Genomic DNA, 11,228 nt, shown 5'->3' on the forward strand with positions numbered 1-11,228 from the left:
TTTTGATCTTCATAAATATACATAAAATGGCACATACAGAATGTATCTCAACAAAAAGACCTTTCTCCTGCGAAAGGCCTCTCTTCTTATTTAAACGTCGTTTCCCAATCAAATCCGATCGCCTCATCATTCCAAGCGATTCTTTTTTCATCTGGGTTTTTCGTATCGTAGGATTCTGTTGTAAAATAAACAATTTGCAGAGGCGTCTCGCCTAGTACACGATAACCATGTGCGACCCCCTTTGGAATAAGGAGCAACATCGGATTGTCTTCTCCCATATAATACACATCGGTTTGACCCTTTGTGGGAGAACCCTCCCTCAAATCGTATAAAACGACCTGGGCATGACCTGCTGGGAAGAACCAAACGTCATCTTGTTTTTCATGGTAATGAAAGGCTTTGATCACTCCTGGAAAGCTTTTCGACCACGACGCCTGCCCAAAGCGTTTCAGCATCGGTTCGTCATCTCGAATGAGCTCTGCAAAAAAGCCGCGATCATCACAATGCTTCATTAGTTTTTTCGTTTGCACACCATCAATCATGCTGATGCCATCTCCCTTCTTTTTGCAAATATTCGTGAAGTGCATCCTTCCAATGTCTTGGCTGCCAGCCTGTGGCTTCAATCGCTTCAAGGTCTAAAACAGAATAGGCTGGACGAGGTGTTTGGAATCCGTACTCTTCCGTGGAAATCGGCTCAATGGTGGTAGACAGGCCGCTCTTTGCAACAATTTCTGACGCAAACTCAAACCAGGAACAGCTCTCTCGGTTACTGACGTGATAGATACCCGCCTTCTGATCAAACAAATGAATCAAGGCCTCTACTGCATCCTTTGTATAAGTAGGAGATCCTATTTGATCATTTACGATGCGCACATGATCCTTCGTTTCAGCTAGCCGAAGAATGGTATTAACAAAGTTGTGTCCCTCATGTCCATAGAGCCACGATATACGGATGATTTTCACTTCGTCTGACACAAGATGAATCAATTCCTCGCCGAGCTTTTTACTCTTTCCATAAATGGTTTGGGGATCCGCTTGTGCATCGACCTGATAAGGGGCATTCGCTTGCCCATCAAACACATAATCTGTACTAACATGTAACACATCTGCCCCTGCGTGTTTTGCTTCTAGCGCTGTATAATAAGCACCAATGCCATTCACAAGATAGGCCTTTTCAATTTCTGTTTCGCATTGATCAACAGATGTGTATGCTGCCGCACTGACCACAATATCAGGCCTGAAGTGTCTCATCGCGTGTCTGACTGCTTGTTGATCTGCGATATTGAGCATGCTCCTTGTTAAAGCAATGACGGTGATATCTTTTTCCTTGAGCTGTTTGCTCAATTCTTTCCCTAATTGGCCGCCTGCACCGGTAATTAAAACTTTCATCGGTCACCCTTCTTCGCTCTGATCATATTTGGCACGATACCACTTGATCGTTTTTTCGATACCTTCTTCAAATGAAGTCGCCTGGACCCAGCCAAGCTCTCCTTTTAGTTTACCGGCATCAATGGCGTACCGTCTGTCATGCCCTTTTCGATCTTGAACAAACGCAATTTGGTCATGGCTGATGCCGAGATGTGTGAGAATGGTTTTGGTTAAATCAAGATTCGATTTCTCGTTGCCACCGCCAATATTGTAAATCTGCCCAGATTTACCATTTTCTACTACCTGCTTCACAGCTCTTACATGATCCTCTACATATAGCCAATCGCGAATCTGCTGGCCGTCTCCATAAATCGGGATCTTTTCTCCATTGATCGCTTTTTTGATAATGGTAGGTATTAATTTTTCTTCATGCTGATAGGGGCCGTAGTTGTTGCTGCATCGAGTAATCATGGCGGGTAATTGGTGGGTGTGGATATAAGATTTCACAAGCATGTCTGAACTCGCCTTACTTGCTGAATAAGGGTTATTCGGTGAAAGTGGTGTTTGTTCTGTGAAAGCAGGATCATCCATCTCCAAATCTCCATATACTTCATCTGTTGAAATATGAATGAGTTTTTTCGCCTTTCCCTTTAAGACAGCTTCTAGCATACGATAGGTACCGAGAACGTTTGTTTGAATAAAGGGCTCTGCCGATTCAATACTGCGATCGACATGCGACTCTGCTGCAAAATGAATGATGGCATCATAGGCTTCATCAAATACTTGATCCAGCTCATGCTGTAGGGTGATATCCCCTTGAATAAAACGAAAATGAGAAAACTTTGATAATTCATCCATTTCCTCTGGATGACTGGCATACGTTAATTTATCAAATACGGTGAGCCGGGCATCCGATTCCTGAAGTAGCAGTTTCACAAAATTCAGTCCAATAAATCCTGCTCCGCCTGTTATTAAATAAGACTTCGTCATACGTACCCCTCTTTTTTCTTCATCGTTTCAAACATTTTCGTAGATGCTTGGTGGAGAGATTCATGTGTTCCTGCATCAATCCACCACCCTTTTAACATATCATAGGTCAGTTGGCTGTTTGAGATATAGAGATTATTCACGTCTGTAATCTCTAATTCCCCTCGATCTGACGGCGAGATTTTCTCAATATATTGAAAGACTTCTTGATCATAAAAGTAGATGCCAGTGACGCAATAGGATGAACGCGGATGCTTTGGCTTTTCTTGTATTGATAAAATCCGGTGGTGTGCGGAATCAATTTCTGCAATGCCAAACCTCTTCGGGTCTGCCACTTCTGTTAAAAGTACCTTGGCTCCGCCTTCTTGCTGCTGAAAGGCTTCGACAAAAGGGCTTAACGAATCCTCAAATACATTATCACCAAGCATGAGCACAAACTTCTTCCCTTCTACAAAGGGCTTTGCATAGGATAACCCATCCGAAATACCAGAAGCCTCTGGCTGTACTTGATACACAATGTTCATCCCAAGTTCCTGATCACCTTCAAGCAATTTTTGAAACATCGGGACTTGTTCTTCCTGTGAAATTAGCATCACATCTAAAATACCCGCTTCCTTCAATTTGAACAATGACCAATAAATCATCGGGTATGGTCCAACCGGCAATAAATGTTTGTTGAAAATTTTCGTTAATGGTGCTAGTCTTGATCCCTTTCCTCCTGCTAAAATAACTCCCTTCACATCTACACATCCTTATGTTCTTTTTGGTGATGATTCATGAGGTGTATAAGAATGTTTTTCACTCGCTCGGTTCCTTTTCCATCAATGAGTGTCCGTCCATTGAGATGGATGCTCCTGCGGAGGAAGTAGCTTTCGGACAACCTTTGAACCGCACGCAATAGATCTTTTTCATCTACATGGTCGCCTAATCCAAGGTGATGACAGGCTCCCTTTTGCGCAAAACTGCTCGCTGTAACTGCTTGGTGGTCTACTTGCGTGAGTACAATACTGGGCACCCCAATACAAACTGCCTCATATAACGTCATGCCACCTGCCACAATGGCCAAATCAGCTTCCGATAGACGAACAGGTAATTGATCTGTATGGCGAATGAATTGAATATGCTCAGCCTCTACTTGCTCTTTGATGTGAGAGGCTTTTCCTGTAACCGCTAGAATCTGTAAATGATTTTCTTGGAGAAGTGCTGATACAGCCTTTGATAACAATCCACTCGGATCACTGCCCCCAAGACTGATGACCACCTTTTTGCATTCTTTTCGAACCTCATAAGTGTCTTTTAATCGGCCAATCTCGTGATCTAACAATAAATAAGGTGTTCCATAAAAATATTCCGTCCCATTTACTTGCATGTGCTTCCCGTCCAGACCTCCATAGATACCGTTGACGACAGCATCCGCAAGCTCACCGGCTTCATCTCTTTTTTCCTCGAATAAGACCAGTCTTGAGCCGCAGGAATCCTTGATCGTTTGAAGGAACTGCAGGTCACAATCAAGAACATCAATCAGAAGAAGATCTGGTTTCAGCTCTTTCATGTCTTGCTGCAATTGAATGACCGCATTCGATTCCTGCAACATGTGGACGTGCCACTCTGGATGGGAAAGCATTTCTACACAAATCTGCTCATTTGTATAGAAAAATAGGTCGTTCCCTTCCTGAAGTAGCTCCCTTGCTAACCGTTTCATTCTGACGACATGCCCCATCCCTCTTAAAAAACCACCATAGACAACAATCATGATTTTTTTGTTCATTCAGCATCCTTCTGTCTCACAAATTGATTCAAACGAACAATGTCTCGATCCTGTTCACAGATGGATATGAGCTCAGCCGTTGGCACAGCAATGGAACCGCCAGCTTTCTCAAGTAAACGGATAGCAAACACGTAATCTTCTTCTGTATCAATCGTGAATCGATAAGCAGGATATGCAAGTTCTTTGGGCGGTGTGATTAATTGAAGGTGAAATTGCTCCGGATGCTTTCTGATATACAGAGTGACATGCTCACGCTCCTGATGCGTGAGGGGAAATGTGTCGATTTTACTTAAAATAGCTGCGTCAATCATTTCCCCGGAAATACCTAGTGGTGTTCCGTTCGTATAGGTGTAATCAGCCTTCTCCTGTCTATGTTTTTCAAGCATTTTCGACAAAAGTGGAGGATCTATAAATGGATTATCTCCCGTTAAACGTACAATAGTTTGTGGTTCAAACTGGCGGACAATTTGCGTAAATCGTTGCAACACATCCGTCTCACTGCCTCGAAACACCTTATAGCCCTTTGATAGACAATAATGAGCCAAAAAGTCATCTTCTGCCTCGACAGTTGTGGCGATCATGAGGTTTTGCGTTTTGTGATTGTAATCATCTGATTGCTTTACCCGCTCAACAATCAAGTCGATCAGCGCCATGCCGCCGATCGGCTTCATCACCTTTTTTGGAAGTCTTGTTGAACCCATCCTAGCCTGGATGACAAAGAGCACATCATTGATCATCTTGGGACTCCTGTGCGAGCACATCTTTCCACGAAACGCCTGTATGGGCTGGAATGTCTCTCATAGCCTTTGCACCAAGTAAAATCGCCATATAACGTGGGTGAAGACCTTGGCTTTTTTGCCCTGGACGTAGCACGGCTAGATTTTCTGAAGTAAAGGTCTCGCCCTTTGCAATGCCTTTTGTCGTAAATATCCCTCGATACGCAAACTCTCGAATCTGACCTTCAATGGCAGTTGTCGTTTTATAAGAACTGCCAAGGATCTCCTCTGGCAAAGATTGAACATCTGCTTCTGTTTGATTCCGCTGCTTTTCTGCTGCTCGAATGTGGTGAACCATTTCCTTCAATTGTTCAGGATCAAGTGCAAAGGAATGATCGGCTCCAGGTAACGTTTTATCGATTGTAAAATGCTTTTCAATCATCGCTGCACCAAGCTTCACAGCGGCAACAGGCGCTTCAGTTGGATGCTCACTATGATCGGAAAAGCCAATGACTGCCTCGGGAAAAGCTGAGGTTAAGGTTTGAAGGACACGAAGGTTCGTGTATGCTCTAGGCGCTGGATACTTTGCCACACAATGCATGATAGCGACTTGCTTATTTTGCTGGTTCGTTATGGTCTCATATGCTTCATGAACATCAGCAATGGTCGCCCCAGCTGTTGAAAAAATGATCGGCTTTTGAAATGAAGCGGTGTGACGCAAAAGGGGCAAATGATTAATTTCATAGGATGCCAATTTAAAAGCAGGAGGATCGGTTTGATTCAATAGATCCGCAGATTCTTCGTCACACACTGTGCTTAAAAAAATCAGTCCCTTTTCCTTACATCTCGTTAATAAGGTCGGCAGCCATTCTGGCGGCAGCTCCATTTGTTCCACTAAAGAAAAAATGGACACCTCTTCTCCTTTTGCCGTTTCGTATAAGCCCGGTTCCTTTTGATACATTCGATCAGCTTGAAACATTTGAAATTTTACCGCATCGGCACCTGATTCTTTCGCCACATCAATTAAAGCAAGCGCCTGATCCAGCTTTCCATCATGGTTAATGCCTGCCTCTGCAATGATAAAGACAGGCGCACCACCCCCCACTTTGCGATCTCCAATATAGAAATGCGCCATCTTACCTCTCTCCTTTTTTCGGCCATACATGGTAATACAAAAAGGCATTTGTTGTCCTAAAGCCCATCTTTTCATACAGCTGAATGGCTGTCGTGTTATGCAACTGGGTCCCGGCAGAAATGAAATGATGCCCTCTGTCATGAGAGACCTTCATCATCTCAATAAACAGATTTTTCCCAATCCCTTTTCTTTGTACATCTGGTCTAATCGCAAAAAGCTCAAGCGCCATCTCATTGCCCTTTGTCATCCCTTGAATCAAGCCAACCACTTCATTGTTCAGCTTTGCCACGAGATTGATATCTGCGCGTCCAAGTAAATTATTTCTCATCCATTCCTGGTAGAAATGCTGAACGACCCTTTGGTCTAAATATGGGTCAAGTGCATAGCGGCTTTTCACAAAAGCCTGATGACCAAGTAACACCGCTTCATCGTATTCCTTTTCATTTGGCAGACTCATCACCACATCTTGACCTGTTAATGGCATCTCTATTTGAGCAGGCGGTGCCTCAAGCCGCGTGAGACCGCCGACATAGTACACATGTGATAGCTTTTGGATAATACGGTTTTTTTCAAGATCAGCCGCTTCAAGACGTAAAAAGAAGAAATCACATTTTTCGGTTCTCATCCAATTGATGAATCGCTCCATCAATTCTTTAAAAGCAGATGCCGACTCAGCTTCCACGAGCTTCACATGAAAAATGTGCTGGTTGAAAATTCCACTCTCCCATTTTGACCACTCGTATAACAGCACCGCTTTGAGCTGGGCACCGCTGACAAGGGCAAATTGCTTGAAGCCTTCCATGTGTTTTGCCTGATGATCATATTTCTCCAGCCAAGCGGCAAGCACCTGATCGTCTATTGCATGAATAACCTTCATGAAGATACCTTCTTATCTTTTAGAATAGACAACACTGCGGTGATGACATCCTGCACGTCTTCATCTGTCATACTTGGATAAAGCGGGAGTGAGAGAGTACGTTCGTAATAAGTGAGTGATTCAGGGAAATCCTCTGGTGAATAGCTATAGGTTTGTTGATAGTATGGATGCAAATGAACAGGAATAAAGTGAACACTCGTGCCGATTTTATATTCCTTTTGTAGCTGATCGATCATGTCATCACGTGTGATGAATGCTTCTTCTGGATCAACTTGCAGCACATACAAATGCCACGCATGTCTTCCCTCTTGGTGGACAGGCGGCAAGATCAGCCCTGCTTCTTTTTGAAAAGCCGCATTGTATGTCTGCGCAATCTGTTCTCTGCAGGTCTGCATGTCATCCAGCCGGCTTAACTGAACGAGCCCTAACGATGCCTGCACGTCAAACATGTTCATTTTATAGCCAGGTTCCTCGACCTCGTAGTACCACGTTCCCTTTTCTCCATAACGATTCCACGCTCCCTTGCTCATCCCGTGGAGCGCTAGTCTTCTGATTCGAGCTGCAAGTGCATCATCATTTGTCGTCAGCATGCCGCCTTCTCCAGTCGCTATGTTTTTCGTTGCATAAAAACTAAAGGCGGTCGCATCACCAATCGATCCAATGGGTTGATCGTGATACGTCGTATAGAGGGCATGGGCGGCATCCTCCAGCACAAACAAATCATACTTTTTGGCAATCGCTAAAATCCTGTCCATGTCGCATGATTGACCAGCAAAATGAACAGGTACAATCGCTTTTGTATGTGGTGTGATGGCCGCTTCCAATTTCTCTGCATCCAGATTGAGTGTCGCTGGATCAATATCCACAAAAATAGGCGCTGCCCCAGTATGGATGATCGTATTAGCTGTTGCGCAGAACGTCAGGGGCGTTGTAATTACCTCATCACCATTCCCAATACCTCTCGCCTTTAACGCTAAAAATAGAGCAGCTGTACATGAATTGACAGCTATTGCGTGTTTTGCACCTGTCAGCTGCCTAAATTCTTCTTCAAACTGTCTTACTTTTGGTCCGGTTGAGAGCCAGCCGGACTTTAATGTTCCAATGACTTCATCAATTTCTTCCTGTTCAATCAAAGGCAGTGCATAAGGAAGAAATTGTGCTCTCTTTTGTCCCATATTGTTTGCACACTCCTATCTTCATCTCTGAAAATCCACACCAGTTTTTGTTTTGAGCAGAGAAAGCAGAACATCGGTCGATCGCGCATGCGGATAATTTTCTTTAATGAAATGAGCCCCTTGCTGTTTTGCCAGCTTCATCTCTTGTTCATCAGGCAAAATACGGATCGCTTTTTCAGCCAGTTCAACAGGGTTTTCCATATAATAGCTGCCAAGCGACTCGTAATAAGGGTATCTTCTGCCTTCTGGCATTTTCCCAATCAGCACACTTTTTTCAAAAAGCATCGCTTCAAGACCGACTGTTGATGTGAGCGTAATGACCATATCCATATATGACAGTAGGTCATACAAATCGATTTCTTTTTTAATCAATCTCACATGGTTCCCCGTCCGCTCAATGGCCACGTATACATTTAAGCGGTTTCGAGCCATTTCCCACGGATGCGGCTTCATGATCAGCTGAATATCTTTTCGTTTCGCAATCGTTTCAAGGACATTTCCATAAAAGTCCTCTGAAAACGGCTGCGTTGCCACAAGCACGGTCTTTTTAGCTGGACTGAAGTTCAATTTACGAAAGACCATTTCCTGTTGAAGCGGCGTTCGATCCTGCACCAAATCAAATCTAGGATGACCTGTAATCTCCACCTGTTCAGGCTTACAGCCTTTGTCTTCATACCAGTCCTTTTCATACTTTCCAAACACTCCGTGGCAGGTGGTGAAAATCGGCAAAAAGGCTTCGTCTCCCATGAGCACACCGTGCTGAAGACAGATACTGATGAGTTGACGTTTCACTGTTTGTAAAGCGAGCACGCGGCTATAAACATCCTCTGTCGTACCAACAATGACCGCTGCAATAGGCTGCAAATGGAACAGCGTCTCTGTCTCGTCAATCACATCAATAAATTGCACAATGTCCTTCCGAAGTTTTTCTCTAAAAAAGACATTGCCAAAGACAGGGTGCTGTCCGTAAGGTTTCAGTAGAGCATTTGCTTTTTCAATATATTCAGCATGGGCTTCTTTATTAACCTCTCCGGCTAATTCCGGCTTGCTGATGACTGGTAATCCGAAATAATCAGCCTTTTTCCAACGAGCGAGCAACACCGTTTTGTTCGGGTGAAACCGTGTATAATTGTGCTCAGCAAAACGCAAATGTTCAAAGTGAAGCAAGACCTTTCCATTATTCGGACGATAAGCGATACGCTTGATTTGTTGTTTCTGTTGATCAAAAAATGGCTGAATCTCTTGCGGCAGCGGACAAGCGGTTGTCAGTTCTTGACCAAATGCTTCATCTTCCATGCGTTCTCTCACTTCAGGGCTGATGTATTGATAAAAGTTACTGATCAACCCAAGAGGAATTTGGCGATAGGACAAATCCTTCATTAAATTCACATACTCAAAATACACCTGCCAATAATGATGAATATAGTGCGACACTTAAGGTCACCTCCTATGTCTTTGTTTTAATATATGGCGAAGCTCCCAGCAGGTAGACTGCAGAGGAAGTGCTTGAATAAAGTCATTTTTCTCTTCTTCTGCCAACTGATAATGAATTGACTGTTCTGTGATGTAATTTGTATCTAACACTTCATTAAAGGGGTAGAACGGATAAAAGTGATTTAATCTAAAAAAGAACCGAGCATCCCCTATTCGATAAAAGTGCGGACTCTCGTCCCAGTAGGAACCAAATTCATCGTGAATTTTTGATAAAATGGACGAACGATGAACGACCGAGCAGTGATCAATGGCACAGGGTGCATTCCATTGCACTGTTTGCGCAGGTCGAATCGTTTCCTTCACTGGCTCTTTTTTGCTATTTAAATAGATCACTTTTGAACCAGAATAGACAATATCTTCATTCAGGCGGGCATCTAAATAATTTGTGAGCTTCTCTAAACGGTACGGTGCATAGACATTGTCATCGGTGGCATAGGAAATATACTCTCCCTTCGCCATTTCTAATGCTTGATTAATGAGCACGGCATAGCGAGTTTTAACTGTTCTCTCCTCCAGCGTTTTGACACCGCTTTGGATAAAATGGACGCGCGGATCTTTGCGAAAAGGCTTAATTGCAGCCAGGGTTTTTTCGTTTGATCCATCATCCATGATAAAAAGTTCAAGGTCTGACAAAGTCTGTTGCAGCACCGATTCAATCGATCTGCCAACGTAAGCCGCCTTGTTGTAGCTCGTCATAATGACAGTTACTTTTGTCAAAGTTTTCACCTCGGTCTCTTTCAAACTATGGTTATCATATGTGTCTTCTCTTAAAGAGACTGTAGAGTGACCTATTTTTTATAAAATTGTATTCTTTTAATGATCTATCTTTGAAAAACGTGAAATTTTTGGTAATATAAGTAATCATTTGTGTGTATTAAAGGAGTAAAGAACATTGGAAGCTATAAAGAATGATTTATCCCAAAAAGAGGAAGTAACAGGATTTTTTCGATTTTTTAAAATTTTTGTCGCGACAAAAACGATTATTCGCTCATATCAACAATCCTCTATTCCGATTTGGTTGATGATGCTCCTTGCGAGTATCGCTGGTACGAGCTGGATGTATGAAGGGTATTTTAGTGAGTATATGGGCAATCATATTCCATTTCCTTTTATTCTGTTACATGGTGCGGGTTATGGTATTTTAGTAGGCAATCTCATTTTATTTTTCGGTGCACTCATTTTACAGTGGTTAGAACGGCTCTTTTTTGGCAGTAAAACGGCGTATCGAGATGTGCTCAAAGCTTGCACGCTGACAGTCTTTTTCCCTTCCGCTTTATTTGCTCTTACTTGGATTTTCACTGTTGGTATGCTTGGTCCGTATACATTTGTTAAAATCTCACCTTATTTAGATCAGCATTATGAAGTATGGTATTATCTCGATCTTTTGACACTGACTGAAGCATATGCAAAGACATGGATATTCGGAATGGCTGTGTTAGGCATTGTTGCTGTAATGAAGCTAAGAGTATGGCAAGCCTTCATGATCGTCATCACACCGTTGGCCGCGTTTTTTATAATCATGTCACTTGTATTTGATGTCCAGCGGGCTATGAACTGGATGATGTAAAAGAACTGCTCCAAGCAGTTCCCAGACCGTAGACAAACCCCACCTTTACTTCAAGTAAAAGTGGGGTTTTCACTTATTTTGATAAAATTTATCAGTTGTCTTACGCTGGACATGGTCCTTTCCATGTCCAGTTTGCTAGCT

12 protein-coding genes are annotated in these 11,228 nt (G+C 43.1%); 1 reads left to right on the forward strand and 11 read right to left on the reverse strand.

Going from position 1 to position 11,228, the window contains the following annotated elements; genetic code table 11:
- Positions 1-86: 86 nt before the first annotated feature.
- The 11 genes from LC033_RS02830 to LC033_RS02880 are packed head-to-tail and all read right to left on the reverse strand — an operon-like array spanning position 87 to position 10,237.
- Positions 87-542, reverse strand: coding sequence for a dTDP-4-dehydrorhamnose 3,5-epimerase family protein (locus LC033_RS02830; protein ID WP_226566752.1), 456 nt, complete (start codon positions 540-542; stop codon positions 87-89).
- The gene (rfbD, locus tag LC033_RS02835) at positions 535-1,389 is read right to left on the reverse strand and encodes a dTDP-4-dehydrorhamnose reductase (RefSeq protein WP_226566753.1); all 855 of its coding nucleotides are present in this window, start codon (positions 1,387-1,389) and stop codon (positions 535-537) included. Before rfbD ends, LC033_RS02830 begins: the two co-directional genes overlap by 8 nt.
- A 3-nt stretch (positions 1,390-1,392) precedes the next feature.
- The gene (gene rfbB, locus LC033_RS02840; RefSeq protein ID WP_226566754.1) at positions 1,393-2,358 is read right to left on the reverse strand and encodes a dTDP-glucose 4,6-dehydratase; all 966 of its coding nucleotides are present in this window, start codon (positions 2,356-2,358) and stop codon (positions 1,393-1,395) included.
- A complete protein-coding gene (locus LC033_RS02845; RefSeq protein ID WP_226566755.1) occupies positions 2,355-3,095 on the reverse strand; it encodes a sugar phosphate nucleotidyltransferase in 741 nt (246 codons plus the stop codon). The genes rfbB and LC033_RS02845 overlap by 4 nt, the downstream gene beginning before the upstream one ends.
- Positions 3,096-3,097: 2 nt before the next feature.
- Positions 3,098-4,123: a PseG/SpsG family protein gene (locus tag LC033_RS02850; protein WP_226566756.1), complete on the reverse strand. Its 1,026-nt coding sequence runs from the start codon at positions 4,121-4,123 to the stop codon at positions 3,098-3,100.
- Complete coding sequence (locus LC033_RS02855; protein ID WP_226566757.1) at positions 4,120-4,860, reverse strand: cytidylyltransferase domain-containing protein; 741 nt, start codon at positions 4,858-4,860, stop codon at positions 4,120-4,122. The genes LC033_RS02850 and LC033_RS02855 overlap by 4 nt, the downstream gene beginning before the upstream one ends.
- A complete protein-coding gene (locus LC033_RS02860; RefSeq protein ID WP_226566758.1) occupies positions 4,850-5,974 on the reverse strand; it encodes an N-acetylneuraminate synthase family protein in 1,125 nt (374 codons plus the stop codon). The genes LC033_RS02855 and LC033_RS02860 overlap by 11 nt, the downstream gene beginning before the upstream one ends.
- Before the next feature lies 1 nt (position 5,975).
- Positions 5,976-6,851: a GNAT family N-acetyltransferase gene (locus LC033_RS02865; protein WP_226566759.1), complete on the reverse strand. Its 876-nt coding sequence runs from the start codon at positions 6,849-6,851 to the stop codon at positions 5,976-5,978.
- Positions 6,848-8,026 (reverse strand): DegT/DnrJ/EryC1/StrS family aminotransferase, encoded by a 1,179-nt coding sequence (locus LC033_RS02870; RefSeq protein ID WP_226566760.1) that lies wholly within the window; start codon positions 8,024-8,026, stop codon positions 6,848-6,850. Before LC033_RS02870 ends, LC033_RS02865 begins: the two co-directional genes overlap by 4 nt.
- Before the next feature lie 21 nt (positions 8,027-8,047).
- Complete coding sequence (locus LC033_RS02875; RefSeq protein ID WP_226566761.1) at positions 8,048-9,460, reverse strand: capsular polysaccharide export protein, LipB/KpsS family; 1,413 nt, start codon at positions 9,458-9,460, stop codon at positions 8,048-8,050.
- A 6-nt stretch (positions 9,461-9,466) separates the two neighbouring features.
- The gene (locus tag LC033_RS02880; RefSeq protein WP_226566762.1) at positions 9,467-10,237 is read right to left on the reverse strand and encodes a glycosyltransferase family 2 protein; all 771 of its coding nucleotides are present in this window, start codon (positions 10,235-10,237) and stop codon (positions 9,467-9,469) included.
- A gap of 175 nt (positions 10,238-10,412) precedes the next feature.
- On the opposite strand from LC033_RS02880, the gene LC033_RS02885 reads away from it, so the two are divergent.
- Positions 10,413-11,087 (forward strand): YIP1 family protein, encoded by a 675-nt coding sequence (locus tag LC033_RS02885; protein ID WP_226566763.1) that lies wholly within the window; start codon positions 10,413-10,415, stop codon positions 11,085-11,087.
- Positions 11,088-11,228 lie beyond the last annotated feature (141 nt).

Origin of the sequence: Bacillus stratosphericus, from assembly GCF_020524495.1 — a bacterium.
Lineage (GTDB): Bacteria > Bacillota > Bacilli > Bacillales > Bacillaceae > Bacillus > Bacillus stratosphericus_B.